The 26,732-nt window shown below is 67.5% G+C and carries 22 protein-coding genes; 7 read left to right on the forward strand and 15 right to left on the reverse strand.

What is annotated here, in order from left to right; all coding sequences use genetic code 11:
* Positions 1 to 92: 92 nt before the first annotated feature.
* Entirely contained in the window at positions 93 to 602 is a 510-nt protein-coding gene (nrdR, locus tag ACFCQI_RS03155) for a transcriptional regulator NrdR (RefSeq protein ID WP_395119928.1), read from the reverse strand.
* 93 nt (positions 603 to 695) lie between these two features.
* A complete protein-coding gene (glyA, locus tag ACFCQI_RS03160) occupies positions 696 to 1,949 on the reverse strand; it encodes a serine hydroxymethyltransferase (RefSeq protein WP_395119929.1) in 1,254 nt (417 codons plus the stop codon).
* A gap of 185 nt (positions 1,950 to 2,134) precedes the next feature.
* On the opposite strand from glyA, the gene ettA reads away from it, so the two are divergent.
* Positions 2,135 to 3,802, forward strand: a complete 1,668-nt coding sequence (ettA, locus tag ACFCQI_RS03165; RefSeq protein ID WP_395119930.1) for an energy-dependent translational throttle protein EttA — start codon at positions 2,135 to 2,137, stop codon at positions 3,800 to 3,802.
* A 107-nt stretch (positions 3,803 to 3,909) separates the two neighbouring features.
* Positions 3,910 to 4,722 (forward strand): orotidine-5'-phosphate decarboxylase, encoded by an 813-nt coding sequence (gene pyrF / locus ACFCQI_RS03170; RefSeq protein WP_395119931.1) that lies wholly within the window; start codon positions 3,910 to 3,912, stop codon positions 4,720 to 4,722.
* Positions 4,723 to 4,790: 68 nt separating this feature from the next.
* On the opposite strand, the gene ACFCQI_RS03175 is transcribed toward pyrF, so the two are convergent.
* Positions 4,791 to 5,048: a hypothetical protein gene (locus ACFCQI_RS03175; RefSeq protein ID WP_395119932.1), complete on the reverse strand. Its 258-nt coding sequence runs from the start codon at positions 5,046 to 5,048 to the stop codon at positions 4,791 to 4,793.
* Positions 5,049 to 5,262: 214 nt separating this feature from the next.
* Between ACFCQI_RS03175 and ACFCQI_RS03180 the strand changes: the two genes are divergently transcribed.
* Positions 5,263 to 5,628 carry a helix-turn-helix domain-containing protein gene (locus ACFCQI_RS03180; protein ID WP_395119933.1) on the forward strand — a complete coding sequence of 122 codons (366 nt, stop codon included), beginning with the start codon at positions 5,263 to 5,265 and terminating at the stop codon, positions 5,626 to 5,628.
* Here the strand turns inward: ACFCQI_RS03180 and ACFCQI_RS03185 are convergent.
* The 3 genes from ACFCQI_RS03185 to ACFCQI_RS03195 all read right to left on the reverse strand — a co-directional run bounded on the left by ACFCQI_RS03185 (position 5,536) and on the right by ACFCQI_RS03195 (position 7,443).
* The gene (locus ACFCQI_RS03185) at positions 5,536 to 5,904 is read right to left on the reverse strand and encodes a hypothetical protein (RefSeq protein WP_395119934.1); all 369 of its coding nucleotides are present in this window, start codon (positions 5,902 to 5,904) and stop codon (positions 5,536 to 5,538) included. The genes ACFCQI_RS03180 and ACFCQI_RS03185 overlap by 93 nt on opposite strands.
* Positions 5,905 to 6,042: 138 nt before the next feature.
* Entirely contained in the window at positions 6,043 to 6,579 is a 537-nt protein-coding gene (gene def / locus ACFCQI_RS03190) for a peptide deformylase (RefSeq protein ID WP_395119935.1), read from the reverse strand.
* A gap of 81 nt (positions 6,580 to 6,660) precedes the next feature.
* Entirely contained in the window at positions 6,661 to 7,443 is a 783-nt protein-coding gene (locus tag ACFCQI_RS03195) for a DUF4197 domain-containing protein (RefSeq protein WP_395119936.1), read from the reverse strand.
* A gap of 182 nt (positions 7,444 to 7,625) precedes the next feature.
* On the opposite strand from ACFCQI_RS03195, the gene ACFCQI_RS03200 reads away from it, so the two are divergent.
* Both ACFCQI_RS03200 and ACFCQI_RS03205 read left to right on the forward strand, forming a co-directional pair.
* The gene (locus ACFCQI_RS03200) at positions 7,626 to 9,686 is read left to right on the forward strand and encodes a carbon starvation CstA family protein (protein ID WP_395119937.1); all 2,061 of its coding nucleotides are present in this window, start codon (positions 7,626 to 7,628) and stop codon (positions 9,684 to 9,686) included.
* Between the two features lies 1 nt (position 9,687).
* A complete protein-coding gene (locus tag ACFCQI_RS03205) occupies positions 9,688 to 9,882 on the forward strand; it encodes a YbdD/YjiX family protein (RefSeq protein ID WP_395119938.1) in 195 nt (64 codons plus the stop codon).
* Between the two features lie 27 nt (positions 9,883 to 9,909).
* On the opposite strand, the gene ACFCQI_RS03210 is transcribed toward ACFCQI_RS03205, so the two are convergent.
* Together ACFCQI_RS03210 and ACFCQI_RS03215 are read right to left on the reverse strand one after the other, a co-directional pair.
* Positions 9,910 to 10,707: a class I SAM-dependent methyltransferase gene (locus tag ACFCQI_RS03210; RefSeq protein WP_395119939.1), complete on the reverse strand. Its 798-nt coding sequence runs from the start codon at positions 10,705 to 10,707 to the stop codon at positions 9,910 to 9,912.
* Positions 10,708 to 11,025: 318 nt separating this feature from the next.
* A complete protein-coding gene (locus tag ACFCQI_RS03215) occupies positions 11,026 to 12,294 on the reverse strand; it encodes a hypothetical protein (RefSeq protein WP_395119940.1) in 1,269 nt (422 codons plus the stop codon).
* A 439-nt stretch (positions 12,295 to 12,733) separates the two neighbouring features.
* Here ACFCQI_RS03215 and ACFCQI_RS03220 point away from each other — a divergent pair, with 439 nt between their 5' ends.
* Positions 12,734 to 13,267 carry a DUF2127 domain-containing protein gene (locus tag ACFCQI_RS03220; protein WP_395121231.1) on the forward strand — a complete coding sequence of 178 codons (534 nt, stop codon included), beginning with the start codon at positions 12,734 to 12,736 and terminating at the stop codon, positions 13,265 to 13,267.
* Here the strand turns inward: ACFCQI_RS03220 and ACFCQI_RS03225 are convergent.
* The 4 genes from ACFCQI_RS03225 to purL all read right to left on the reverse strand — a co-directional run bounded on the left by ACFCQI_RS03225 (position 13,255) and on the right by purL (position 19,931).
* Positions 13,255 to 14,148: a DMT family transporter gene (locus ACFCQI_RS03225; protein WP_395119941.1), complete on the reverse strand. Its 894-nt coding sequence runs from the start codon at positions 14,146 to 14,148 to the stop codon at positions 13,255 to 13,257. The two genes, ACFCQI_RS03220 and ACFCQI_RS03225, sit on opposite strands and share 13 nt — an antisense overlap.
* A gap of 79 nt (positions 14,149 to 14,227) precedes the next feature.
* Positions 14,228 to 15,118, reverse strand: coding sequence for a glycosyltransferase family 2 protein (locus tag ACFCQI_RS03230; protein WP_395119942.1), 891 nt, complete (start codon positions 15,116 to 15,118; stop codon positions 14,228 to 14,230).
* Between the two features lie 153 nt (positions 15,119 to 15,271).
* Positions 15,272 to 16,036: a WD40 repeat domain-containing protein gene (locus ACFCQI_RS03235; RefSeq protein WP_395119943.1), complete on the reverse strand. Its 765-nt coding sequence runs from the start codon at positions 16,034 to 16,036 to the stop codon at positions 15,272 to 15,274.
* Positions 16,037 to 16,064: 28 nt separating this feature from the next.
* Complete coding sequence (purL, locus tag ACFCQI_RS03240) at positions 16,065 to 19,931, reverse strand: phosphoribosylformylglycinamidine synthase (RefSeq protein ID WP_395119944.1); 3,867 nt, start codon at positions 19,929 to 19,931, stop codon at positions 16,065 to 16,067.
* A 289-nt stretch (positions 19,932 to 20,220) separates the two neighbouring features.
* Here purL and ACFCQI_RS03245 point away from each other — a divergent pair, with 289 nt between their 5' ends.
* Positions 20,221 to 21,798: a sulfotransferase gene (locus ACFCQI_RS03245; protein WP_395119945.1), complete on the forward strand. Its 1,578-nt coding sequence runs from the start codon at positions 20,221 to 20,223 to the stop codon at positions 21,796 to 21,798.
* Between the two features lie 70 nt (positions 21,799 to 21,868).
* Here ACFCQI_RS03245 and ACFCQI_RS03250 read toward each other — a convergent pair whose 3' ends face one another.
* The 3 genes from ACFCQI_RS03250 to ACFCQI_RS03260 form a co-directional block, all read right to left on the reverse strand.
* A complete protein-coding gene (locus ACFCQI_RS03250; RefSeq protein WP_395119946.1) occupies positions 21,869 to 24,772 on the reverse strand; it encodes a TonB-dependent receptor domain-containing protein in 2,904 nt (967 codons plus the stop codon).
* 485 nt (positions 24,773 to 25,257) lie between these two features.
* Entirely contained in the window at positions 25,258 to 26,031 is a 774-nt protein-coding gene (locus ACFCQI_RS03255; protein WP_395119947.1) for a thioredoxin fold domain-containing protein, read from the reverse strand.
* A gap of 114 nt (positions 26,032 to 26,145) precedes the next feature.
* Positions 26,146 to 26,664 (reverse strand): adenine phosphoribosyltransferase, encoded by a 519-nt coding sequence (locus tag ACFCQI_RS03260; protein ID WP_395119948.1) that lies wholly within the window; start codon positions 26,662 to 26,664, stop codon positions 26,146 to 26,148.
* Positions 26,665 to 26,732: the final 68 nt, after the last annotated feature.

A 26,732-nucleotide genomic window follows, 5' to 3' on the forward strand; every position in this document is an offset into this window, starting at 1 on the left:
CGATGCTCTTGGCCGGGAATCGGCCTCTCGACAAGCTCGGGACGATGAATTGGGGAATCGCAGAAACGGGAACATCGCCCGCCAGCGGGCTCCTACGGTTTGCGCGTACCGCCACCGAGCAGGGGAAGCTGCAGATCGGACAGGCCCGGCAGGTCGCGTTCCAGCTTCTCGATCTCCTCGCGGAACGCGTGCACGTCCTCGAACTTGCGGTAGACCGAGGCGAAACGCACGTAGGCGACCTGGTCGAGGTTCTTCAGCTCGCGCATCACCAGCTCGCCGACCTGGCGCGAAGGCACCTCGCGTTCGCCGCTGCGGCGCAGGTCGTTGACGATCGCCCGCACCGCCGCGTCCACCGCATCACTGGCCACCGGCCGCTTCTGCAACGCCCGCTCGAAACTCACCCGCAACTTGCGCTCGTCGAAGGTCTCGCGCCGCTCGCCGCTCTTCACGATCGCCGGCAACTTCAGCTCGGCCGTCTCGAACGTGTTGAAGCGCTCGCCGCACTGCGGACACTCGCGCCGCCGCCGCACGGTCGAACCGTCCTCGGTCAGGCGCGAGTCGATCACGCGCGTGTCTTCGTGCTGGCAGAAGGGGCAATGCATGGGTCAGGAATGAGGGTAGAGAAGTGAGTAACGAGAGAAAAGCATCAACGCCGACTATCTCTCACCTCTCACTCCTCTTCACCCACTTCTCGCTCAGCCGTAGACCGGGAATTTGTGGCACTGCGCCGTCACCGCGTCGCGTACGCGGGCGATCACGGCGGCGTCGTTCGGGGCGTCGAGCACGTCGCAGATCCAGCCGGCCAGGGCCACGCAGTCGGCTTCCTTGTAACCGCGGGTGGTGGCGGCGGGGGTGCCTACGCGCAGGCCGGAGGTGACGAAGGGCTTTTGCGGGTCGTTCGGCACGGCGTTCTTGTTGACCGTGATGTGCGCCTTGCCCAGCGCGGCCTCGGCGTCCTTGCCGGTGATCGGCTTGCCGATCATGTCGACCAGCATCAGGTGGTTCTCGGTGCCGCCGGAGACGATCTTGTAGCCGCGTTCGATGAAGGTCCTGGCCATTGCCTTGGCGTTCTTCACCACCTGCGTCTGGTACTCCTTGAACGCCGGTTCCAGCGCTTCCTTGAACGCCACCGCCTTGGCCGCGATCACGTGCATCAGCGGGCCGCCCTGGATGCCGGGGAACACGATCGACTGCAGCTTCTTCTCAATCTCCTCGCCCGCGCCCCTGCTCACGATGATGCCGCCGCGCGGGCCGCGCAGGGTCTTGTGGGTGGTCGAGGTGACCACGTGCGCGTGCGGCAGCGGGCTCGGGTAGACGCCGGCGGCGACCAGGCCGGCGACGTGGGCCATGTCGACGAAGAACAGCGCGCCGACCGAATCGGCGATCCGGCGCATGCGCGCCCAGTCGACCACCTGCGAGTAGGCGCTGAAACCGCCGACCAGCATCTTCGGCTGGTGTTCGGTGGCCAGGCGCTGCAGCTCGTCGTAGTCGATCAGGCCGTTCTCGTCGACGCCGTACTGCACCGCGTTGAACAGCTTGCCGGAGATGTTGACCTTGGCGCCGTGGGTGAGATGGCCGCCATGCGCGAGACTCATGCCCAGGATGGTGTCGCCCGGCTGCAGCAGCGCCAGGTACACCGCCTGGTTCGCCTGCGAACCGGAGTGCGGCTGCACGTTGGCGTAGTCGCAGTCGAACAGCTGCTTGAGCCGCTCGATCGCCAGCTTCTCGGCCACGTCCACGTACTCGCAGCCGCCGTAGTAGCGCTTGCCGGGATAGCCCTCGGCATACTTGTTGGTGAGCTTGGAGCCCTGCGCTTCCATCACCCGCGGGCTGGCGTAGTTTTCCGAGGCGATCAGCTCGACGTGATCTTCCTGGCGCTGGCCCTCGTGGGCGATGGCCTGGGCCAGTTCGTCGTCGTAACCGGCAATCGTGCAGTCCTTGGGGAACATTCTGGCCTCGGCTGGTGTTTGGCGGGATTAGCCGGAAAGTGTAGCGCCGCCGGGCGTTTGCAGCCACCGCCGGGCGTATCCGGGCGGCCGCATCGGCGCAACGCCACAACCCGCTATAATGTCCGGTTTGACGAATTCCCTTTCCGTGCCGAACCCGCGGCGCGGCGCACGCCTTCGGAGGTTGCATGAGCTCGCAGTACATCTACACCATGAACGGGGTCAGCAAGATCGTCCCGCCGAAGCGCCAGATCATCAAGGACATCTCGCTCAGCTTCTTCCCCGGCGCGAAGATCGGCCTGCTCGGCGTCAACGGCGCGGGCAAGTCCACCGTGCTGCGCATCATGGCCGGCGTGGACACCGACTTCCAGGGCGAGGCGCGCGCGCAGCCCGGCACCAAGGTCGGCTATCTGGCGCAGGAGCCGGATCTGAACCCGGAAAAGACCGTGCGCGAAGTGGTCGAGGAAGGCGTGGCCGAAATCCTCGATGCGCAGACACGGCTCGAAGAGGTCTACGCCGCCTATGCCGAAGACGGTGCCGATTTCGACGCGCTGGCCAAGGAGCAGGAGAAGCTGGAAAACCTGCTGGCCGCCAACGACGCCCACGCGCTGGAGCGCCAGCTCGAGGTGGCCGCCGACGCGCTGCGACTGCCGCCGTGGGACGCGAAGATCGGCCCGCTCTCCGGCGGCGAGAAGCGCCGCGTGGCGCTGTGCCGCCTGCTGCTGTCCAAGCCGGACATGCTGCTGCTGGACGAGCCGACCAACCACCTGGACGCCGAGTCGGTGGACTGGCTGGAGAAGTTCCTGCACGACTATCCCGGCACCGTGGTGGCAGTCACCCATGACCGCTACTTCCTCGACAACGCCGCCGAGTGGATCCTCGAACTCGACCGCGGCCGCGGCATTCCGTGGAAGGGCAACTACACCGAATGGCTGGAGCAGAAGGACGCCCGCCTGAAGCAGGAAGCGAACCAGGAGAAGTCGCGCCAGAAGGCGATCGCGAAGGAGCTGGAGTGGGTGCGTTCGGCCGCCAAGGGCCGCCAGTCCAAGGGCAAGGCCCGCCTGGCCCGCTTCGAGGAACTGAACTCGGTCGACTACCAGCGCCGCAACGAGACGAATGAAATCTTCATCCCGCCGGGCGAGCGCCTGGGCCAGGAGGTGATCGAGTTCAAGAACGTGACCAAGTCTTTCGGCGACCGCGTGCTGATCGAGGACCTGTCGTTCAAGGTGCCGCCGGGCGCGATCATCGGCGTGATCGGCCCGAACGGCGCCGGCAAGTCCACCATGATGAAGATGATCATGGGCAAGGAGACGCCGGACTCGGGCGAGGTGAAGCTGGGCCACACCACCAAGCTCGCCTACGTCGACCAGTCGCGCGACGCGCTCGACCCGAAGAACAACGTGTGGCAGGAGGTGTCCGGCGGCTCGGACATCCTCACCATCGGCAACTTCGAGATCCAGTCGCGCGCCTACATCGGCCGCTTCAACTTCAAGGGCACCGACCAGCAAAAGATCGTCGGCAGCCTGTCCGGTGGTGAACGCGGTCGCCTGCACATGGCCAAGACCCTGCTGCAGGGCGGCAACGTGCTGCTGCTCGACGAGCCGTCCAACGACCTGGACGTGGAAACCCTGCGCGCGCTGGAAGATGCGCTGCTGGAATTCCCCGGCTCGGCCATCGTGATCTCGCATGACCGCTGGTTCCTCGACCGCATCGCCACCCACATCATCGCGTTCGAGGGCGACTCGCACGTGGAGTTCTTCCCCGGCAACTACAACGAGTACGAAGCCGACAAGAAGCGCCGCCTCGGCGAGGAAGGCGCGCGGCCGCACCGCGTGAAGTACAAGAAGCTGGCCTGAGAGCAGGAGTGAGTGGAGAGGAGTGAGAAAAGAGAGATAAAGCGTCGACGAACCCGCCTTCTCTCGTTTCTCACTCTTCTTCACTCGTTTCTCGAACGGAGATCCCGATGCACTTCATGCAGTCACTGCAGCAAGCCTGGACCCGCAACGACTCGCTGGTCTGCGTCGGCCTCGACCCCGAGCCGGCGAAATTCCCCGCGCATCTGCGTGACACGCCCGACGCGGTGTTCGATTTCTGCCGCGCCATCGTCGACGCCACCGCCGACCTGGTCTGCGCGTTCAAGCCGCAGATCGCGCATTTCGCCGCGCTGCGTGCGGAGGAAACGCTGGAACGACTGATCGCGCACATCCACGATCGTCATCCCGGCGTGCCGGTGATCCTCGACGCCAAGCGCGGCGACATCGGTTCCACCGCGCAGCACTACGCCACCGAAGCATTCGAGCGCTATCGCGCCGACGCGGTGACCTTGAACCCCTATCTGGGCCGCGATTCGATCCAGCCGTTCCTCGATCGTGCCGACAAGGGCGTGATCCTGCTCTGTCGCACATCCAACCCCGGGGGGGCGGATTTCCAGGCACTGGATTGCGGCGGCCAGCCGCTGTATCTGCGCGTGGCCGAGACGGTCGCCCGCGAGTGGAACGCCAACGGCAACTGCGCGCTGGTGACCGGCGCCACCTGGCCCGAGGAAATCCGCCAGGTACGTGCACTGGTCGGCGACATGCCATTGCTGGTGCCGGGTATCGGCGCGCAGGGCGGCGACATCGAGGCGGTGATGCACGCGGGCCGCACCCGCGAGGGCCTCGGCCTGATGATCAACTCCTCGCGCGGCATCATCTACGCCGGCTCCGGCGAGGACTTCGCCGCCACCGCGCGCGCCGCCGCCAGCGAGCTGCGCGGGGCGATCAACCGCTGCCGCTGAGCGGCGTCACTCTCGCATCGGGACGCGAAGCGACCGGCAACCAGCGAAGAAAAGCGCCGGGACGCCGGTCAGCCGGTCGCCATCTTCGCCGCCTGCAGCGCCTTCGCCTTCAGGTCGAGCGTATCGGCCGCATCCAGCAACGCCCGCGCAAAGCTGCGCACCTCGGCCGGACGCAGGGCGTACCAGCTGCCGCCCGTGCTGGCCTCGCCCACGTTGCGTCCCGCGCGCGACACACAATGCGGCCGGAAAATCACCATGCCGGTTAGCGGCTCCGAACTGATGTCCGCAGACACGATCTGAAGGTGTGTGTCGTCTTCTTTCTTCACCGAAGCTCTCCCGGACGGACAGCCGTCTTCCGGACACCTTACGCCGCCGGGCATTCAGGGATTGTTGGCCGCCCCGCCAGCGAACCGAACCGACGGGAACCGGCGTCGACAGGCGCTGCCATATCCCGCGCGGCGTGGGCGCGCGCCGGTCGGACCGGCGCATGTGCCATGGGCGCTCCCGCAACCGATTGCCGAGCTGGCCGCACTGGCGGCCATGAGCGAACGCAGCTTCTTGCGCCACTTCAAGCAGGCCACCGGCACGAGTCCGGCGCATTGGCTGATCTGTGCGCGGGTGGATCGTGCGCGCGAATTGCTGGAAAGCTCGACGCTCTCCATCGACGCGATTGCCTTGCATTGCGGCCTCGGCAGCGCGATCACTTGCGCCATCATTTCCGGCGCAGGCTGGCGATCAGTCCGACGGCTTGTCGATCGCGCTTCGCGCAGACTCGCCGCGGCTGATCGGTTACAGGTACCGCCCCCGCACGTTTCAGCGCACGTGCACCCAGTACACGCGGGTGCCGTTGGCACGATCCTCCGCACGGTGACCTTCGCGACCTTCCACCACGGTGCCCCAGTTTGAGCGCAGCGAACCCAGCACGATGCGGTCGATGCGCAGCTTCTCGCCGGCCTGGATGAGGAAGTTCGCCTCGATCACCATCACGCCCTCGCGCTCGAACACCAGGGTGGCGCCGCGCACCGCGCCCGCGCCCCAGCCGATGTGCAGTTCGCACGGTACCGGCGAGAACACACCGCGGTTGTCGAGGCTCCAACCTTCGGTCTTGCCCAGCAGCGATTGCAGCTCCGGGTGGCTCCAATCGACGTTGTTGCCCGATGGGGGCTTGGCGTGATGGTTCATGAGCATGGCTCCTCGCACGCGTGGGCAGCCACCGGGAAGGCGAGGCTTCCCGGCCGGTCAGTTCCGCCATGCAGATGGCCAAAGCGTGGGCTCATGGCCTCGGTAACGGCAGGCCCGCCCGCCACTTGAGCGGCGCGTTCAGGCATCTGCTGGCGGCTGACCCGGAAACAGCACGTCGGTGTAGCCGAACTTGCTGAAATCGGTGATGCGCGAGGGGTAGAGGCGACCGATCAGGTGGTCGCATTCGTGCTGCACCACGCGCGCGTGGAAACCCTCGGCGGTGCGTTCGATGCGCTGGCCGCGCGGGTCGAGGCCCTGGTAGCGGATCAGCGAAAAACGGCTCACCGCGCCGTTCAGCCCGGGCACGGACAGGCAGCCCTCCCAGCCCACCTCCATGTCCTGCGACAGCGGGGTGATCACCGGATTGAGCAGGATCGTCTGCGGCACCTCGGGGGCGTCGGGATAGCGCTCGGAATGCTCGAAGCCGAAGATCACCAGCTGCAGGTCCACGCCGATCTGCGGCGCGGCCAGGCCCACGCCGTCGGCAGCGCGCATGGTCTCGAACATGTCCTTGATCAGCATGTCGAGCTCCGCGCTGCCGAGCATCGCCGGGGGCACCGGCGGCGCGATGCGCAGCAGCCGGGGGTCACCCATCTTGAGGATCTCGTGGATCATGCCTGCCTCGCTTTCGCCATGCCGACCATCCTGCCCGCGTCCACGTGAACGCGGCATGTGTTGCCGCGGTCGCGGCTGCCGTCAGCGGCCGAACACTTTCTTCAGCAGGTCAGTGGTGCGCGCGCCGGGGTTGGTCCGGATGGATTGCTCCTGCGCGCCGATCTCGGTGAACAGGCCGTCGAGGGTCTTCGCGGTGACGTAATCGTCCAGGTCCAGCGCCGTGCCGCCGTGCGTCGACTTGTCATGGTCGAGGGCACCCAGCAGGCCGCCCAGCGCACCGCTGCTGCTGCCGGACATGAATGCCTTGTATTTCTGGGTGACGCCGACGCTGTCGGTGGCCTTGGCGACGATCGGATGGATGCGCGCCGTCAGCGCCTCGCCGGCGACGCGGCGGAAGTAATCGGTGGCTGCGTGGTCGCCGCCAGTGAGGATGCCGCGCGCGTCGTCGAGCGTCATCTTGCGGATGGCGTCGCCGAAGATCTCGGCCACCTGCGGCACCGCCTTTTCCGCCGCGCGGTTCATGCTCAGCTCGAACGCGTCCACCTTGGCGCCCTGGCCGAGCTGGCGCGCCAGCTTGCCGGCCTGCTCCAGCTTGCCCGGGAGCGGGATGCGCACCTTGGCGTTGTTCCAGAAACCGCCGTCGCGGCCGAGGTTGTTGATCGCGCTGGTGGTGCCCTTGGCCAGCGCCTCCTTGAGGCCGGCGGCGATGTCGCTGCTCGGCAGGTTGCTGCCCTTCGCCGGCGTGGCGTGGGTGGATTGCCTGGCCTTGTTCAACAAGTCCTTGAACTGGCTGGCGTTGGCTGCGGGGGTGCCCGCGGCGAGGAGGAATACGGCCAGGAAACTGCAATGTGCCAGGACGCGCATGACGAACTCCTCGCAATCGACAGGGCGGCCAGTGTAGCGCCGCCATGCCTCCCGCAACGAAGCCGGGCGCGCCTGCCATTCGACCAATGGCTAATGCCGGCGCGCGGCTTCCGGGATTGACCCCCGCCGCCGGCAGGACGATTCTTGCGGCATTGCCGAGGAGAACCGCCATGCAAGTCGCCGTGCGCAGATCCGGTGTCGCCAGCAAGCTGGTATGGACCGTCGTCGCCATCATCGGTGCAACCTGCCTCGGCGTGGTGGCGCTCAGGCGCGGCGAACCGGTCAACGCGATCTGGCTGGTGGCCGCGGCCATCGCGGTGTTCTCGATCGGCTTTCGCTTCTACGGCAAGTTCGTCGAGCACTCGGTGCTGCGGCTGGACCCGACGCGCGCGCCGCCCTCGGTACTGCGCAATGACGGGCTCGACTACGTGCCCACCGACAAGTGGGTGGTGTTCGGCCATCACTTCGCCGCGATCGCCGGCGCCGGCCCGCTGGTCGGCCCGGTGCTGGCCGCGCAGATGGGCTATCTGCCCGGCACCTTGTGGATCCTGTTCGGCGTGGTGTTCGCCGGCGCGGTGCAGGACTTCATGATCCTCGGCCTCTCGCTGCGCCGGGACGCCCGCTCGCTCGGCCACATGCTGCGCGAGGAACTCGGCCCGTTGCCCGGCCTGGTGGCGATGATCGGCGTGCTGGTGCTGATGATGATCGTGCTGGCGGTGCTGGCTCTGGTGGTGGTCAAGGCGCTCACGCACAGCCCGTGGGGCACCTTCACCGTGGCCTGCACCATCCCGATCGCCTTCCTGATGGGCGGCTACATGCGCTGGTTCCGGCCGGGACGCATTCTCGAAGTGTCGATCATCGGCCTGATCCTGCTGCTGCTCTCGATCTGGGCCGGCAAGTTCGTGGCGGACTCGGCCACGCTGGCACCGCTGTTCGACATGGATGCCAAGGCGCTGGCCTGGTGGCTGATCGGCTACGGCTTCGTCGCCTCGGTGCTGCCGGTGTGGCTGCTGCTGGCACCGCGCGATTACCTTTCCACCTTCCTCAAGATCGGCACCATCGCGCTGCTGGCGCTGGCCATCCTGATCACCGCACCGGACCTGCAGATGCCGGCGGTGACGCGTTTCATCGACGGCACCGGCCCGGTGTTCGCCGGCGACCTGTTCCCGTTCCTGTTCATCACCATCGCCTGCGGTGCGGTGTCGGGCTGGCACTCGATCATCGCCTCGGGCACCACGCCCAAGCTGCTCGCCAACGAGGGCCAGGCGCGCATGGTCGGCTACGGCGGCATGCTGATGGAGGCGTTCGTGGCGATCATGGCGCTGATCGCCGCCACCTACCTGCACCCGGGCGTGTACTTCGCGATGAACTCGCCGAGCGCGATCATCGGCAGCACGGTGCAGGACGCGGCCACCACGATCAGCCAGTGGGGCTTCGTGGTGACGCCGGAGCAGTTGCTGCAGACCGCGAAAGACATCGGCGAAAACAGCATCCTCAGCCGCGCCGGCGGCGCCCCCACGCTGGCGGTGGGCATGGCGCAGCTGCTGCACAACATCATGCCCTCCGGCGGCCTGATGGCGTTCTGGTACCACTACGCGATCCTGTTCGAGGCGCTGTTCATCCTCACCACGGTGGACGCCGGCACGCGCGTGGGCCGCTTCATGATCCAGGAGATCGCCGGCCTGATCCACAAGCCGCTGCAGGAAACCGATTCGTGGGCCGGCAACCTGCTGGCCACCGCGATCTGCGTGCTCATCTGGGGCTACTTCCTGTACCAGGGTGCGGTCGACCCGCTGGGCGGCATCAACACCTTGTGGCCGCTGTTCGGCATCGCCAACCAGATGCTCGCCGCGATCGCGCTGATGCTGGCCACCGTGGTGGTGGTGAAACTCAAGCGCGAGCGCTACGTGTGGGTGCCCGGCATCCCCGCGCTGTGGCTGATCGTCTGCACGCTCACCGCCGGCTACCAGAAACTGGTCGGCCCGATCAGCTTCACCGCGGCGGCCAACAAGTACGCCGACGCCATGCAGCAGGGCCAGTTGCTGGCGCCGGCCAAGACCACCGCCGCCATGCAGCAGATCGTCACCAACAACTACGTCGACATGGTGCTCACCGGCCTGTTCATGGCGCTGGTCGTGGTGATGGTGCTGTTCTCCCTGCGCTCGCTGGTCAAGGCCTGGCGCACCAACCACCCGACCGCGCACGAGGAACCCTACGTGGCGCTGAGCAGCGTGGCCGGCTGAGATGAACGCGACGTTCCGGTCCGTGCGCAAGTGGGCGGTGCAAACCGCCCGCCTGTGCTGCGGCATCCCCGACTACGACGGCTACGTCAAGCACCTGCGCGAACACCATCCCGAGCGCAAGGTGCCGAGCTACGGCGAGTTCTTCCGCGAGCGCCAGGAAGCGCGCTACAAGGGTGGCGGCGGGCGCTGTTGCTGAGCGTCCGCGCGGCACGGCGTGCCGGCTTCAGGGTTTGCGCGCCACGACGATCTGGCTGATCGGCATGAACTCGTCCAGCTGCTGCTTGAGCTGCGCGCCCTGCGGCATGTCCAGCAGCGCCTGCCAGGCCGCGGTCCAGTGATCGAGTACCGGATGCGCGGGGTCATGCAGCTCCACCCGGCAACCCCAGAACAGCGCCCACCAGATCGACCAGAAAAAGCCGTGCTGGGTGTGCTCCACCACCACCAGGCCAGCCTCGCCGATCCATTGCGCGAACTCGTCGCGTCCGATCACCCGCAGTGCGCCACCGGGCAGCTCGCGGGACTCCGGCGGCAACACCTTTTCCTGCAGCGTCTCCTGCAGCGCACCGGGCACGCTGAGCAGGTAGATGGCGCCGGATGCGCCGACACGGAACAGCTCGGCCAGCACCTGACGCGGGTCGTCGACGTGCTGCAACACCTCGGTGCAGATCACCCGCGTGGCGATGCCGTCGTCCAGCGGCAGCGGGTTTGCGTCGCTGACCAGCGCGGTCTGCGTGCCGCGGCCCTCGACGCTCAGCCGGGCGCGCACCTCGCGGATCACCTGCGGCTCGCGGTCGATGGCGTAGACGCGGGCACCGTGGCGCGCGCAGAACACGCTGTTGACGCCGGCGCCGCAGCCGACGTCCACCACCACGTCACCGGCGCCGATCGGCACGCCGCGGAACAGCTCGCCGCTGTCCTCGCGATACCAGCCGCCGAGTTTCGCGTCGCGCAGGCCGACCGCCGACGGGCCATGCGGCGCGGGCTCGTCCACGGCGGTGGAATGCTCGACGGGATGGGGCATGGCTGGCCTCCGGAACGGGTAAACGAAGAGTGGAGCGCGCGCGCACATCCTCCACGAACGAACCCGGTGCGCCACCCGGTCCGCGCAGTGTGGCACTGCGAAGCGTGCAAGGCATGCCGCCGGCACGCGCCGGACCGGCGACAATTCCGGCCGCTCCCCCCGCTGCCACCCGATCTCCGCCTGGCCACGGCGAGTTCTTCCGCGAGCGCAAGAAAGCGCGCTGCCAGGGCGACGGCGGGCGCTGTTGCTGGAGGAAGAACCCAGTCGGGTCCCTTGTGCCGGAAACCCCGGCAGACCCGGCACCTATTCCGACTCGCGTCAGCGGAACAGGACTCCGGGCGTATCGAACGATGCCGCCCTGCGCTGGATCAACTCCGTCTTGATGACCCGCTCCAGGTCATCCGCAAACCCGCGCATGGCACTCTCGCTGCCGAAGGAGGCGGTCATGGCGTTTCTACGGGTGCCGGGCCCGCCGGCCAGCGCTTTCGCCACCACGACGCTTCCGACATACGCGTTGAACTCCTGCTCAAGCCAGCGGCACACGATCGCCGTTTCCTTGGCCTGGATATAGTCATTGGCGACGTCAATACGCGCCGATGATCGCCCCGACCATTTCGGCGACGGCGGATACAGCCCCTCGACCGCGGCGCTCCCCGGGCGCGCCATGCTCCTCGCAGTTCGTTGGTCGCGCCCGGCTTGCCGGTTGACCCAGGCTGCGGGTGCAGTGTCGTTGGCCGTGTTGGTCTCCCCACTCCAGGCAGGGTCGCCCAGACGGGACGGATGGACGAACGCACGCTGGAAAGTGAAGTGCTTGCCATGTGCCGTTGGAGTCGGTGCCTGGTACTCCGTCCCCATCAGGTCGAGCATCATCAGTCCCATCATCCAGGCACGGGCATTGCGCATCGGCTCGGCTATGAACATGACGGCAGACAGCAGCGGCAAGGCCGAGATGGTGTCAGCCGCACCAGCTGTCTGCGGGGCCGAGGCCTTCTGCGGAGCCTTGCGTTTCAACTCGTCGGGGTTCATGTCGACTGTCCAGCGCGTACCCTTCGCCTGGAGTCCGCCGCCGGTTCTGGGGGCGGTTCCCTTGAGCACGCCGCGCAAGGACGCCGCGATACGCTGCGACCAGACGACGCCTTCCATGCCGGAGACCGTATTGCCTTCGTGCATGAACTTGCCGAACTCGCGATAGCTCGCACCATCGGCCCGATTCCAGATGGTGCCGGCGCGGGCGTCGGTGCCCGAATAGCCGACATCACACATGTAACACCCATCGGCGAAGCCGCCACTGCGCCCATCCTTGATCTTGTGGATCAGGCGACCGGCGATGGAAAAGTACAGGTCCTGCGACCGACGGCTTGCCGCGGCCTGCCAAGCACCGGCGTAACTGCCGTACCCGCCAAGGACGTAGGGATCAGCCTGGGAGCCGCTCCCCGGAGGCGCGCTGGCACCGGCCTGCACGGCACGGGCAGCGGCATCCACCCACTCCAGCAGCGTCGAACCGGGAATGTACAGGCTGTGCTGTTGTCGGCGTCCGGTGCTCCAGTCGGCCAGGTAGTCCACGTCGATAGCGAGATGGTCGAACATCCGTTTGTCTCCCTTTTGTCGTTCCAACAGGTGCCGGCAAGCATGCTCCGGAACTCGCATGGACTGCTCGAGTCAGAGCGGCTCCGGTCCGGGGTTGCCGGGCGCTTGTCCGTTCGTACCGGGCTGAGTCGGCGCCGCCATGCTTCCCCCGAAGCGGCAGCCAGCGACGACCGTAGCCAATCACGACCAGCACCGACATCCGCCCGCTCAATGCAACACATCCCAAGCTCGACCGGAAAAAAGACAGGCCGACCCGAGGCGCCACGTGACCTCGGCAAGCGACCGCCCCATCGGGGGTGAGCAAGTGCTACAGGGTTGGATGATCCTCGTCGGCTGTCAAGATCGCACACAGCTCCATTTCCGCGAACTCGTGCCATCACGCACAGGCGGCACCACGCCTGATCGGCGAGAATGTCTGCTGCCCATGTCTTCCCCGCCCATGCCCAACTCCGAATCCGTCGACGCAGCCACCCCCGCGGCGACCGCACGCGGCCAGCACCACGCCGGCCTGCGCGTCATCGCGATCTACGAGATCATCAAGACCGCGTGCCTGCTGCTGGTGGCGCTGGCGGCGTTCCACTTCTATCGGCAGCAGAACTTCGAGCAACTGGTGCACTGGCTGGAGCACCTGTCGTTGGCCGACAGCAACGGCCTGCGCTGGAAACTGGTGGAACTGCTGCACCAGCTCGGCCCCGGCAAGTTCGAGGCGGTGGGGCTGGTGGCGCTCGGCTACGCGGTGCTGTTCGGCATCGAGGGCGTGGGCCTGTGGCTGGGCAAGCACTGGGCCGAGTGGTTCACCGTGATCGCCACCGGCTCGCTGATCCCGCTGGAACTGTACGAGACGCTGTACCACTTCGGCTGGATCAAGCTGGCCACCCTGGTCGGCAACGTGGCGATCATCGTCTACCTGGTACGCATCGCGCTGCAGCCGGGTGTCGTCCCGCCCGCAGGGGAACGCCCTCACACCTCGTGATGCACCGCCTCGGCCGGCAGCTCGTCGCGCCGCGGCATCAGCTCCACCAGGTACATCGCTGCCAGCACCAGGCCGCCGCCGGCAAGCATGCGCCAGGTCAGCGCATCGACGCCGAGCAGTACGGCGAAGGCGGCGGCGAACACCGGCTCGGTGGTCATCACGATGGCGGCACGTGCCGCCGGCAGATGCGATTGCGCCCAGGTCTGCATCACCATCGCGCCGGCGCCGGCGATCAGCGCCATGTACAGCACGACGAACCAGGCGCCGGGGTCCGGCGGCAACATCGGACCGTGCGGCAAGGTGGCCAGCGAGCAGACCCCGGCGATCGCCACCATCTGCACGGCCGACAGGCCGAACGCCTCGCCGCGGCGGGACCACTGCCCAAGCAGCACGATGTGCAGCGCGTAGCACGCCGCCGACGCCAGGGTCAGCCACACGCCCAGGTTGATCTCGAAACCGTCGAGCGTGAGCAAGGCCAGGCCCGCGGTGGCCACGGCGATGGCCAGCCACACGCTGGCCGCGACGCGCTGGCGCAGCACCAGCAGCGCAAGGATCGGGGTGAACACCACGTACATGCCGGTGGCGAAGCCGCTGACGCTGGGCGAGATCAGCGCCAGTCCCCAGGTCTGCACCAGCTGGCCGACACCGTAGATCACGCCGAGCAGCAGGCCGCGCCGGATCTGCAAAGCGCCGAGCCGCCACGCCTGCCGCCCGAACAGGAGCACCATCGCCAGCGCCGCCATGACGAAACGCACGGCCAGGAAATCGGCCACCGGCATGCGCCCGAGCACGTCCTTGATCAGCACGAAGGTCGAGCCCCACACCGCCGTCATCGCGATCAGGCCGAGAGTGGCGAGGATGGTCAGGGTGCGTGGGGTCATCGGCGAGAAGTGCGTGGAGAGGAGTGAGGAGTGAGAGAACGACAGCGGCGCGACGAGGCGATGTTGCCTCTGGCTTTCCTCACTTGCTTCTCGTTTTCAGCCGCCACCACTGGCCGGGGACCTGCAGCACGAAGTGCGTCCAGATGCCCAGCCACACCACCGCCGACACGAACGGGTTGCGCGCGGCCGGATCATGCTGGCGGAACCAGCGCCACATGCCGCGGTGCTTGTGCCGGCTGACGAACACCGGGCGATGGCGGCTGGAGCTGCCCTTGCCATGGGCCACGCGCACGTCGCCGGCAAGCAGCACCTGGTAGCCGATGTCGCGCACGCGGCGGCACAGATCCAGATCTTCGCAATGCAGGAAGTATTTCTCGTCGAAGCCGCCGAGGCGCTCGAACATCTGGCGAGTCAGCAGCATCAGCGCACCGGAAACCGCCTCGCACTCGATCAGCTCGGCGGGAATCTCGCCGCCGACTTCCACCGTCTCGCCGGGCCGGCCGAGCAGTGTGTTGAGCGACCGGCGCAACAGCGGATCGCGCCGCCGCGAAGCCGGGTCGGGCCGACCCTCCGCGTCGCACACCACCGCGCCGATCAGGCCGGCCTTCGGATGCGCGGCCTGCACCGCCAGCAACCGCCTGAGGTCGTCCTCGCCGATCAGGCAATCGGGGTTGAGGATCAGCAGCGCGCGGCCGCCGGCCTGCTTCGCGCCCAGGTTCACCGCCGGGCCGAAGCCGATGTTGCGATGGCTGTAGATCAGCTTGAGCCGCTCGTCGTGCTCGTACGCCCGCGCGATCGCGGGCGGCACGCCATCGTGCGAAGCGTTGTCGACCAGGATCAGTTCCAGCGGCAGCCGGCAGGCCAGCACCTGGCGCACGCAATCGCGCAGATCCGGGCCGCTGTCGGCCGCCACCACGATCACGCTGAGCGCCGGCGAGGACGAGGACGAGGACGGAGGAATGGCAGGCATGTTCACCGCGCGAAGTATGCGCGGAGACGCGCAGCACGTGAACCTCCGGTTTCCCGCGCGCAGGAGCCCGCTTGCGGGCGATGCCCTTGGGCCGGGAATGGGGAATGGGGAATCGCAGAAGCAAAAGGGAAAGCATCGCCCGCGAGCGGGCTCCTACGGGTTGTGGGGAGGGTCTGGTGGTTCGTCGGCGTCGTGGCCCAGCACGGCGGCCAGCGCCAGCGGCATGGTGCCTTCGCGGCGGCTGAACCAGGGTTGCTCGCGGTACCAGCCGCACAGTTGCCAGCCGCGCAGGCGGTGCCGTCGATCGCGCTGGCGATCCCACAGCAGCACGCCGCGCTTGCCGCCGCAGGCGACAAACCAGCGACCGGCGGGACTGAAGGCGATGCGGGTGACGCCGTCCCGCATTTCGACGCGGGTGCCATCGTCGAAACGACAGCCACCGGGCTCGCCATGCACCGCCCCGCCGAGGGGGTCGGGCAGCTCGCCACGCGCTTCATGCCATTGCGGCGGCGACAGCTCGATGATCTCGGCCGGCGGTCCGATCGGTGCGTGGGCGAGTTCGGGCCATTCCGCGGCGGGCGGCCCGGCGGGCGCACGGCGCAAGTCCCGATCAAGCCAGGCTTCCAGCCCGGCCAGCAAGGTGTAACCGACCAGCGCGCCGAGCAGGGCCGCGCCCCAGGCGAAGGCATCGCCACCCAGGATGCGTTGCAGGGCAAACAACCAGCCCGGCAGGCCCCAGCGCAAGGCGCTCCGGATCAGCGCGGCATGCGCAGTTGCCAGCCGATGCTGCAGCAGCAAGACCGCCGCGGCGAGCGCCAGCAGGATCGGCAACCCCAACCACCACGGCAGCAACGCCAGCAGCACCACCCACAGCGCGGTGCAGCCGGCGAACATCCACGCGGGGCGACGCCGAGTCATCGCTGACGCCAGCGCCACATGCCGTCGATCAGCCGCACCACACGCGTGCGTTGCGGAACATCCGCATCCACGGCGAATCCTCGCCCCACGACTCCGGGTGCCAGCTCATCTGCACGCTGCGGAACACCCGCTCCGGGTGCGGCATCATGATCGTCACGCGGCCGGCGGCGGCGGTGAAGCCCGCCAGGCCGCCGGGCGAACCGTTGGTGTTGAGCGGGAAGTTCTCGGTCGGCTTGCCGCGGTTGTCGACGAAGCGCACCGCGCCATGCGATTTCGACGGGCTGCACGCCTGCGGAAAACTCACCCGCCCCTCGCCGTGCGCCACCGCCACCGGGATGCGCGAGCCGGCCATGCCCTGGAAGAAGATGCTGGGCGAATCGAGCACCTCCAGCGTGGCCACGCGCGACTCGTACTGCTCCGACGCATTGCGCAGGAACTTCGGCCAGTGCTGCGCGCCGGGGATGATCTCCTTCAGTTGCGACAGCATCTGGCAACCGTTGCACACGCCCAGCGCGAACTTCGTCTCGTCGGCGAAGAACGCCTCGAACTGCGCACGCAGCATGTCGTTGTAGAGGATCGACGTGGCCCAGCCGCGACCGGCGCCGAGCACGTCGCCGTAGGAGAATCCGCCGCAGGCGGCGAAGCCGCGGAAGTCGGCCAGCTTCACTCGGCCGCTGGCGAGATCGGACATGTGCACGTCGACCGCCTCGAAACCGGCACGCGTGAACGCGGCGGCCATCTCGACCTGGCCGTTGACGCCCTGCTCGCGCAGGATCGCCACGCGCGGCCGCGGGCCCTTGGCGATGAACGCGGCGGCCACGTCCTCGGCCGGGTCGAACGCCAGCCTGGGGCTGATGCCGGGATCGGCGTCATCCATCCGCCACTCCAGCTCGGCATCGGCGCTCTGCGGGTTGTCGCGCAGGCGCTGCATGGCGTGGCTGGTTTCGTTCCACGCCTTGTACAACTTGCTCCAGTTCCACTTGACGAAGACTTCGTCGCCGAGGAACAGCTTGATGCCTAGCTTCTCCTTCGGCCGGCCGACGCGATGGCTGATGCCGGCCAGGCCGAACTTCACCAGCAGCGACTCGAATGCCTCGCGGTTGGCCTCGGCCACCTGCACCACGGCGCCCAGTTCCTCGCTGAACAGCGCGCGCAAGGTGGCTTCGGCCCAGCCGTCGAGATGCAGCTCCAGGCCGCAGTGGCCGGCGAAGGCCATCTCCAGCAAGGTGGTGATCACGCCGCCGTCGGAGCGGTCGTGGTAGGCCAGCAGCAGGCCATTCGCATTGGCCTGCTGAACCAGTTCGAACAGCGCCTTGAGGCGCTTGGCATCGTCCAGGTTGGGCGGGATGCCGCCGGAGCGATTGAACACCTGGGTCAGCGCCGAGCAACCGAGGCGATCGCGCCCGGCACCCAGATCGATCAGCCACAGGTCGGTAGCGCCGCGGTCGAGCTTGAGTTGCGGCGTCAGCGTGCGGCGCGCGTCGCCGACGCGGGCGAAGCCGGTGATCACCAGCGACACCGGCGACACCGTGCGCTGCTCCTGCGCGCCGTCCTTCCACACCGCCTGCATCGACAGCGAATCCTTGCCGACCGGGATCGAGATCTGCAATTGCGGACACAGTTCCATGCCCACCGCCTTCACCGCGTCGAACAACGCGGCGTCCTCGCCCGGATGATTCACCGCGGCCATCCAGTTGGCCGACAGGCGCACCTCGCCGAGGCTGGCAATCGGTGCGGCAGCCAGGTTGGTGATCGCCTCGCCCACCGCCAGGCGCGCCGCGTCGGCGCTGTCGAGCACGGCCACCGGCGCGCGCTCGGCCATCGCCATCGCCTCGCCGGCATAGCCCTCGAAATCGGCGAGCGTCACCGCGCAATCGGCTACCGGCACCTGCCACGGACCGACCATCGGGTCGCGGTGGTTGAGCCCGCCGACGGTGCGGTCGCCGATCGTGATCAGGAAGCTCTTGCTGCCCACGGTGGGCAGGCGCAGCACGCGCAGCAGCGCCTCGTCCAGGTCGATGCCGGTGAGGTCAGGCAGCAGGTCCACCCGCGGCGTTACCCGCACGGCGTCGCGATGCATGCGTGGCGGCTTGCCGAACAGCACGTCCATCGGCAGGTCGATGACGGTCAGCTCGCGGCGCGGATCGGTCAGCAGCAGGCGGCGCTCGCGCGTGGCCTCGCCCACCACGGCGTACGGGCAGCGTTCGCGGATGCACATGGCCTCGAATTCGGCGAGGTTCTCCTGCGCGATGGCGAGGACGTAACGCTCCTGCGATTCGTTGCTCCACACTTGCATCGGCGACAGCGAGGGGTCGTCGCAGGGGATTTTCGACAGGTCGATCACGCCGCCGACGCCGGCGTCGTTGAGCAGCTCGGGGATCGCGTTGGAGAGGCCGCCGGCGCCGACGTCGTGCACGCTGACGATCGGGTTGTGCTCGCCGCGCGCCCAGCAGGCGTCGATCACTTCCTGGCAGCGCCGCTCCATCTCGGCGTTGTCGCGCTGCACCGAGGCGAAGTCCAGCTCCGCGCTCGACGCGCCGCCGGCCACCGACGAGGCGGCGCCGCCGCCCAGCCCGATCAGCATCGCCGGCCCGCCCAGCACGATCACCGCGTGGCCGGGCTGCACCGCGCGCTTCAGCACATGGTCGGGACGCAGGTTGGCGAGGCCGCCGGCGAGCATGATCGGCTTGTCGTAGCCGCGGCGGACACCGGCCTGGCCCGGCACTTCGCTTTCCCAGGCGCGGAAATAGCCGCCCAGGCAGGGCCGGCCGAACTCGTTGTTGAACGCGGCCGCGCCCAGCGGGCCGTCGCGCATGATCTCGAACGCGCTGGCCATGCGCGGCGGCAGCGGGCGGTCCACTTCCCACGGCTGCGGCGCGCCCGGGATGCGCAGGTCGGACACCGAGAAGCCGGTGAGCCCGGCCTTGGGCTTGCCGCCGCGGCCGGTGGCGCCCTCGTCGCGGATCTCGCCGCCGGCGCCGGTGGCCGCGCCGGGCCAGGGCGCGATCGCGGTGGGATGGTTGTGCGTCTCCACCTTGATCGCGTAGTCGATGCGCTCCTCGTGCCCGCGCCACACGCGGTCGGCGGGGTCGGCGAAGAAGCGCTTGCCCGTGCTGCCCTCGATCACCGCGGCGTTGTCGCTGTAGGCAGACAGGGTATGTGCGGGCGACTGCTGGTGGGTGTGCTTGATCATGCCGAACAGGGTCTTGTCCTGTTCCTCGCCGTCCACCGTCCAGCTGGCGTTGAACACCTTGTGCCGGCAATGCTCGGAGTTGGCCTGGGCGAACATGAAGAGTTCGGCGTCGGTGGGGTCGCGACCCAGCTCGGCGTAGCGTTCGACCAGGTATTCGATCTCGTCCTCGGCCAGCGCCAGGCCCAGGCGCCGGTTCGCCGCGGCGAGCGCCGCCTGCGGATCGGCGCCCAGCGCCACGTGCACCAGGTCGCCCGGCGTGCCGGCCAGGAACAGGCCTTGCGCATCGTCCAGGCGGGCCAGCACCGATTGCGTCATCGCGTCATGCAGCACACCCATGATCGCCGCATGATCCGGCGCGCCGGGTTCGGGCAGACCGCTGAGCTGCCACGCCAGCCCGCGCTCGACGCGGCGCACGTCGAAACCCGCGCCATGCAGGATGTCCGTGGCCTTGCTCGACCACGGCGAGATCGTGCCCAGCCGCGGCACCACCCACAACGTGGCCGGCTGCGGCGCGGCGTCCTTCGCCTCCAGCACGGCCAGCAGGCGTTCGCGCAGTGTGCCCTCTGGCGCCGCGTCCATGTCGAGCACGAACACATGCCAGGCGGATTGCACGCGCACGCCCCGGTGCACGGCGTCGAGTCGTGCATTGAGTCGTTCGAGGCGGAACGGCGAGAGGGCGCTTTGCCCGTCGAATGCGATCATGCGGGAAGGGGGCGCTGTGCGGAGGAAACGCCCATTCTACCCCAATGCTGCAATACGGCATAAGGCAATGCCAAGCCGCTGCCGGAAGGCCGGTTCACGGCGATGCATGTGCACGAACGCACCGCCTCCGGTCTCGGGTCGAGGCGCGGACAAGTCGTTTCGCCGCGGCGCGGCTGCCCGGCAACCCCCACGCCATGCGGATTGTTCCTGGCACCGCTATCGTTCCTTTTTGTTGCATTCTTGCAGGGCAATTGACGCAACCGCCGCCGTCCCTCGACATGCCGCAGCCATGACCGACCAGCCCACCCTCGAGCACCTGACCGCCCTGTTCAATCAGCGTGCATGGCCGCAAGCGCTGGCCCTGGCCAGGACACTGAAGGCCGACTTGCCGCCGCACCCGATGCTGTACTACATCGCAGGCATCGCCAGCCTCGAGATGCAACAGCTTCCCGAAGCCATCGACAGCCTTGGCCGGGCCGCGACGATGGCGCCTGACAATGCCGAATTCGCGGTACACCACGCCAAGGCATTGGTCTTGGCGCGCCGCACGCGGGACGCGCGGCAGGAAGCCGATCGCGCGCTCGCGCTCGCGCCCGGGCGCGCCCAGACGCTGGATACGCTGGGCGTGGTCTATACGCAGATCGCAGCCCATGATCAGGCCGTCGAGGTATTCCGGCAGGCCGCATCCAGCGCGCCCGGTCACGCGGTCTACCACTACAACCTGGCCACCGCGATGGTTGCCGTCGGCGACATCGATGGCGCCGAGCGCGAGATTGAAGCCTGCCTTGCACTGGAACCGCGCTACTGGCGGGCGCATCTGACGCTGGCCCAACTGCGGCGCCAGACCCCCATGGCCAACCACGTGGCGCGCTTGGAAGCGGTGCTGGGCGAGGTTGGCCCCGACGCCGGGCAAACGCAGGCCCAGGTGTGCCTGAACATGGCGCTGGCCAAGGAGCTGGAAGATCTGGGCGAGTACGCCAGGGCGCTCGACCACATGGCCAGGGGCAAGGCTGCCGCAGGCAAGGGCCGCGATTACCGGATCGCGCGCGATGAACAGCTTTTCTCCGCGCTGCAGGCACGGTTTCCGGAACCGCCCCCGCCGAGCCGAGGGTGCGCCAGCGAGGAGCCCATTTTCGTCGTGGGGATGCCCCGCACCGGCACCACCCTGGTCGAGCGCATCATATCCAGCCATCCGGACGTCCATTCGGCGGGCGAGATGCTGAACTTCGGCATGGCGCTGAAGTTCATGTCCGGCACCCACACCCGCTCGCTGCTGGATATCGAGACCGTCGCCGGTACCCGTCACGTTGATTTCCGCACGCTGGGGCAGACCTACCTGGACAGCACCCGGCCGGCCACGGGCAGAACGCCGCACTTCGTGGACAAGCTGCCGCACAACTTTCTCTACGTGGGCTATATCGCCCAGGCATTGCCCAACGCGAAGATCGTGTGCCTGCGCCGCAACCCGATGGACACCTGCCTGAGCAATTTTCGGCAGTTGTTCGCGCCCAATTCGCCGTATTTCGATTACTCCTTCGACCTGCTCGATACGGGCCGCTACTACATCCTTTTCGACGCGATGATGCGCCACTGGCAGCGCGTGTTTCCCGGGCGGGTGCTCGAGGTGGATTACGAGGCCCTGGTGGACGACCAGGAGCGCATGTCCCGTCGCATCATCGAGTTCTGCGCTCTGCCGTGGCACGAGGACTGCCTGCGATTCGAGGCCAATCCGTCGCCGGTGGCCACCGCCAGTGCCGTGCAGGTGCGTGCTCCGATCTATCGCAGCGCGCTGCAGCGCTGGCGGAAGTACGGCGAGGCGCTGGCGCCGCTGCGCGAGTTGCTGGTCGGCGCGGGCATCGAGGTCTAGCGCCCCCCCGCTGCCCGAAAAAAAACGGCCCCGCCAGGGCGGGGCCGTCGCGTTTTGCATCCGGGTGCGGCTATCGGCCGAACTTGTAGCTCGCCTCGACGTAGATCGCGCGCCCGAACACGTTGTAGTTGAAGATGTTGTACGGCTCGGCGGTGAGACCGCTGTAGCTGGTGTCCCTGGGCGGCATCTTGTTAAACAGGTTGTTCACCATCAGGGACAGGCCAAGCGCCTTGGTCGGGTTGAATGTGACGCTCGCGTTGTACAGCGTCCACGGTCCCAACCGGCCGGTGCCCGGGGAGGTGTAGTTGTCGAGCGAACTGGCCAGGTAGTTCGGCGTGCTTCCGAACCGGTTCGCGTACAGCGTGGTGCTCCACTTCGCGTTCGACCAGGTGATCGAGCCGTTGGCCTTGGACTTGAAATCCGTGCTCCAGTTGGGGTGGCGCAGCAGATCCACCGGCTCGTCGGTCGGGTAGTCCTGGTAGGTGTGCTTGAACATGTCCGAGTAGGACAGGTTCAGTGCCAGCTGGCCGAAGCGGCCGATGTCCTGCACGTAGTTCACGCCGGCGGTGAGTGCGTTGACCTTCTCGTTCGCCACGTTCTGTTTCGGCGTGGCGATCGAAATGATGTGGCCCAGCAGATTGCCCTGGCCCGGGCCGCGGGTAACCAGGCTGAATGCCATGCTGCAGGTGGTCGAGTTCATGTCCAGCGTGCCGATATCACACAGGTACTGGGTGTTCGACAGCTGGTCCGCACTGACTTGGGCGACCTCGTTGCTGATGTCCCAATGCAGATAGTCGACGTTGAAGGACAGCTTTGGAGTGGGAGCCCACACGAAGCCGTAGGTCCACACCTTGGCGGTGATCGGCTTCAGCGCCGGGTTGCCGGAGGTGTGGCCGTTGAACTGCTCGTTGTCGTAGGGCGTCGGGCATTGGTCGATGTTTGCCCCGGAGAAGCCGAGGCGACCACAGTTGAGATAGTCGGTGACGCTGCTGTAGTAGCCGCTGAGGCCCTGGAATTCGTCGCTCAGGGTGGGCACCTTGAAGGCGGTGCCATAGCGGCCGCGCAGCAGCAGGGTTTCGAACGGCCGGTATTCGATGCCGAAGTTGTAGGTCTTGTGGCTCACGCGGCTGGACGCCACCTTGTAGCTGTCGTAGCGACCCGAAACATCGAGCGTGAGCTGGCTCAGCACCGGCAGGCGAAGCTCGGTGGTGGCCGCGTAGCGCGAGCGGTGGCCGGCACCCGGCGTGGCGCTCCAACCCCAGACATACGGAACCTGGTTGCCGTTGTAGTCGATGTCCTGCAGCAGCCGGGGGTCCGGGGTGCTGTCCCAGCCTTCGTTGCCACCCTCGAGCACCATGGCAATGCCTGCGTCGCCGCCGGGGAGGGAGAACAACGACCCGTTGGTCAGCTGGGCGCGCAGCAGGTTGTCCCAGGTCTTCGCGTTGTCTTCGGTGTAGCCGGTGAAGGCGCGGAAGTCGGCATTGGAGACGGGATGGTAGAGCGCCTCGTAGTCCGGCTGGAACACGGGATAGCCGTAGTAGGTACCCATCTGCGGCCCCATCACGTGGGAGGCGAAGTAATCCTCTATCGGCTTGGTGAAGCGCTGGAATACGCGACTCTGCAGCTTGTCGTCCGAATGCATGAAGGACAGTTCGTAGTCCCAGGCGGACTGGCCGAGCGTGCCCTTGGCGCCGAGCGTGAGCATGTAGGAATTTTCGGTGTCCTTGCTCATGATGTTCTTGTAGCCGCCAACTTCTTCCGGAGAGAAGTTGCGCTGCACCAGCATGTAGTCACCGATACGCGGATCCCAGAAGTAGCCGCCACCCGCAGCGGCGGTCACCACGTTGGTACCCCACCAGGTGTAGTCGGCGCCGTTGGTGTATTTCTGCTCTTGGTAGTTGTAGAGCAGGTCGCCGTACAACTGCAGGTTGTCGTTCACGTCGAACGTCGCATGCGTGTAGAAGTTCGCCTGCTTGTTGTCGGTGGTCAGCGTCGCGTAGCCGGGGCTGGTGAAGGAGCCGCAGTAATCGCCCTTGCCGGCGCGGTGCCGCTTGCCCTCGTTGCCGTACCACTGGTCGGTCAGGCCGCTGCAGTTGTCGGGGTCGAAAAAATGGTAGCCGGTGAAGTAGCCCAGTACCAGGTAGTCGCGTGACGCCACCGCGGGACTGGTGCCGTGGGTGTAGTAGTGGGCGGTCAGGTCGCGATCGCGGCGCCAGATCGGCTGGGTGCTCTCGAACTGGCCGCCGACCAGCAGGTTGAAACGGCCTGCGCTGAAGTTGTCCGCCACGCTGATGCGACGGCTAGCCCCGCCGCCGTCGCTGTGCCAGCCGTAGCGCGCATCGACGACCGGCCCGCCATCCAGGTGCTTCTTGAGGATGATGTTGACCACGCCGGCGATCGCGTCCGAGCCGTACAGCGAGGATTGTCCGCCCGGCAGGATCTCGATGCGATCGACCATCTCGGTCGGGATGCCGCTGAGGTTGTTGAAGACATCGCTGCCGTTGTAGAGGCCCGGGAAGTTGCCCATCGGGCGCCCGTCGATGAGGTACTTCACGAAGCCTACCGGCATGCCGAACATGCTCAGGGTCTGCGCCGTCGGCGTAAAACCCGCCGAGAACTGCGAACCCTGCACCGAGCCGGTCGCGAACGAGGACTGCTGCAGGGCTTCCGCCACCGTGGTGAAACCACGAGCCTTGATGTCTGCGGCCGTGATGGTGGTGATCGGTGTGGCGGTCTCGATCTCGGTCTGCGGGATCAGCGAACCGGTCACCGTGACTGCTTCGAGCTTCTTGGCCTTGGTGCTGTCCGGCGTTGGATGATTGCCGTCATCGGCGGACTGCATGTTGTCCTGCTGCACGCCGGACGTGCCTGCCTGTCCCGTCGCATCATGCGCGTCGCGCCCATGTGCGAACGCTGCGCACGGCCCGAAGCTCAACGCGACCAGCACGGCGGCCGCGAGTTTGGTCTTAAGCATGGATTTTCCTCCCCGTGTCATTTTCGAAAGACGACCGCCCGGTACCACCGGGCTTCCCCTGCGGCCAAGGCTTGCCTGGCCGGGTACGGCTGCGCGCTCCGGCAGGTACCTCGCCGGACGTGGAGGTTCATTGGCGGCTTTCTTTACGTCTCGAACCGTTGGCGCGGACACGTGCCAACAATGGGCGGGCGGATCAAATCCACTCATTCCTCGCGCCACGCCACGCTCTGTGGTCGTGGAGCGCCCCCGGGAACAGCCAACGGACCCCTCTGTCACCGCCATGATGGGCGGGAATTTCCGCGACGGTCTTGTCTTTTGACGACGCGAGGGGTGCGGATTCAAGCACAATCACGCAAACGCCGGTCGATCACTCGATCCGGCGCCACGGCCCCGCACACCATCGGCTATCGACTGCCGCCTATTTGAAGGATCGGAAGCCGTCTGCGGGAGACTGTTTCAGCGTTGCCCCAGGCCGCCGCGGGGGATCAACCGCCCGCTTGCAGCGCCTGCAGCAGTTGCTCCGGCGTCACGTAGCCGCCCAGCACGCTGCCGTCCGGCCCGATGATCGTGGGCGTGCCGCTCACGCCCAGCTTCACGCCCAGGTCGAATTGCTGCTTCACCGGGTTGGTACAGGTCGCCGCCGGGGGCGCGTGGCCCTTGGTGGCGGCAGTGAGCGCGGCCTTGGGGTCCTTCGCGCACCATACCGAGACCATTTCCTTGTAGGTCGGGGTGAGGTTTCCGGCGGTGGTGGTCACGCCCTCGCGCGGCCAGGCCAGGTATTCCACCGCGATGCCCGCCTTGTTGAACGCGGCGATGTGCTCGTGCAGCGCGCGGCAGAAGCCGCAGTTGACGTCGGTGAACACGGTCACCGTGTACTTCGGCTGCGCCGGCGCGAACACCAGCCGCTGCGACGCCGGCACCTTGGCCAGCGCGGCCACGCGGAACTTCGCCCAGGCATCGTCGCTGAGGTTCTCGCGGCGACTCAAGTCGACCACGTCGCCGTGCATCAGGTACTTGCCGTCGGTGCTGATGTAGACCATCTGACCCGACGCGATCACCTGGTAGAAACCCGGCAGCGGTGCCGGCTGGATCGAGTCGACCACCACCTTCGACGACAGCTTGGCGATGGCCTGCTGCACCATCTGCACCGCCGCCGGCGTGATCGTGGGGCCGACCACCGGCGCGTTCGCCGGCGCGGTGGCGGCCAGCACCTGGCCGGCCCAGGCCAGCCCACCCAACAACAACAGCTTCTTCAACATCCGACGGCCTCGGCACGTTCAGCATCGCCCGCAGGACGCGTGCGACAACGCGGCATTCTCGCACGGCGCATGGGCCGCCTTGCCCAACTGCGGCGAAACGGCGCGTACGATGGTTCAGTAGCGCAGCAAACTGTGCAGCGGGCCACGTTCCGCCCAGCGTGCGCGTCCCGCCAGGGCGTCAAGCTCGATCACCACGCCGGCGCCGACCAGCGTCGCGCCGGCCCGCTCGATCAACTCCGCCGCCGCGCACAGCGTGCCGCCGGTGGCCAGCACGTCGTCCACCAGCAGCACGCGCTGCGCCGGCTGCAACAAGCCATCGCGGATCTCCAGCCGATCCTCGCCGTACTCCAGCCGGTAATCCACCGCCTGCACCGGCGGCGGCAACTTGCCCGGCTTGCGCAGGGGCACAAAGCCGGCCTCGAGCCGCAGCGCCAGTGCCGCACCGAAGATGAAACCGCGTGCCTCCACGCCGCCCACCACCTGCACGCCGCTGTCCCGCCACGGTGCGGCCAGCGCCTCGATGCAGCGCGCGAAACCGTCGGCGTTGGCCAGCAGCGGGCTGACGTCGCGAAACATCACCCCGGCTCGGGGGAAATCGGGCACGTCGCGAATCAGCTCGGCCAGGTCTTGCATGCACGCCTCCGGGAATCGCCATCGAGGCACCCACAGTAGCAAGCGCACCGCCGGCTCGCGCTTGACCG

The organism is Rhodanobacter sp. FW102-FHT14D06 (assembly GCF_043950705.1).
In the GTDB taxonomy this organism is placed as follows: domain Bacteria; phylum Pseudomonadota; class Gammaproteobacteria; order Xanthomonadales; family Rhodanobacteraceae; genus Rhodanobacter.

Coding starts and splice junctions, on each gene's coding strand:
- nrdR (WP_395119928.1), bottom strand. CDS start 602: ATGCATTGCCCCTTCTGCCAGCACGAAGACACGCGCGTGATCGACTCG.
- glyA (WP_395119929.1), bottom strand. CDS start 1,949: ATGTTCCCCAAGGACTGCACGATTGCCGGTTACGACGACGAACTGGCC.
- ettA (WP_395119930.1), top strand. CDS start 2,135: ATGAGCTCGCAGTACATCTACACCATGAACGGGGTCAGCAAGATCGTC.
- pyrF (WP_395119931.1), top strand. CDS start 3,910: ATGCACTTCATGCAGTCACTGCAGCAAGCCTGGACCCGCAACGACTCG.
- ACFCQI_RS03180 (WP_395119933.1), top strand. CDS start 5,263: ATGAGCGAACGCAGCTTCTTGCGCCACTTCAAGCAGGCCACCGGCACG.
- ACFCQI_RS03185 (WP_395119934.1), bottom strand. CDS start 5,904: ATGAACCATCACGCCAAGCCCCCATCGGGCAACAACGTCGATTGGAGC.
- def (WP_395119935.1), bottom strand. CDS start 6,579: ATGATCCACGAGATCCTCAAGATGGGTGACCCCCGGCTGCTGCGCATC.
- ACFCQI_RS03195 (WP_395119936.1), bottom strand. CDS start 7,443: ATGCGCGTCCTGGCACATTGCAGTTTCCTGGCCGTATTCCTCCTCGCC.
- ACFCQI_RS03205 (WP_395119938.1), top strand. CDS start 9,688: ATGAACGCGACGTTCCGGTCCGTGCGCAAGTGGGCGGTGCAAACCGCC.
- ACFCQI_RS03210 (WP_395119939.1), bottom strand. CDS start 10,707: ATGCCCCATCCCGTCGAGCATTCCACCGCCGTGGACGAGCCCGCGCCG.
- ACFCQI_RS03215 (WP_395119940.1), bottom strand. CDS start 12,294: ATGTTCGACCATCTCGCTATCGACGTGGACTACCTGGCCGACTGGAGC.
- ACFCQI_RS03220 (WP_395121231.1), top strand. CDS start 12,734: ATGCCCAACTCCGAATCCGTCGACGCAGCCACCCCCGCGGCGACCGCA.
- ACFCQI_RS03225 (WP_395119941.1), bottom strand. CDS start 14,148: ATGACCCCACGCACCCTGACCATCCTCGCCACTCTCGGCCTGATCGCG.
- ACFCQI_RS03230 (WP_395119942.1), bottom strand. CDS start 15,118: ATGCCTGCCATTCCTCCGTCCTCGTCCTCGTCCTCGCCGGCGCTCAGC.
- ACFCQI_RS03235 (WP_395119943.1), bottom strand. CDS start 16,036: ATGACTCGGCGTCGCCCCGCGTGGATGTTCGCCGGCTGCACCGCGCTG.
- purL (WP_395119944.1), bottom strand. CDS start 19,931: ATGATCGCATTCGACGGGCAAAGCGCCCTCTCGCCGTTCCGCCTCGAA.
- ACFCQI_RS03245 (WP_395119945.1), top strand. CDS start 20,221: ATGACCGACCAGCCCACCCTCGAGCACCTGACCGCCCTGTTCAATCAG.
- ACFCQI_RS03250 (WP_395119946.1), bottom strand. CDS start 24,772: ATGCTTAAGACCAAACTCGCGGCCGCCGTGCTGGTCGCGTTGAGCTTC.
- ACFCQI_RS03255 (WP_395119947.1), bottom strand. CDS start 26,031: ATGTTGAAGAAGCTGTTGTTGTTGGGTGGGCTGGCCTGGGCCGGCCAG.
- ACFCQI_RS03260 (WP_395119948.1), bottom strand. CDS start 26,664: ATGCAAGACCTGGCCGAGCTGATTCGCGACGTGCCCGATTTCCCCCGA.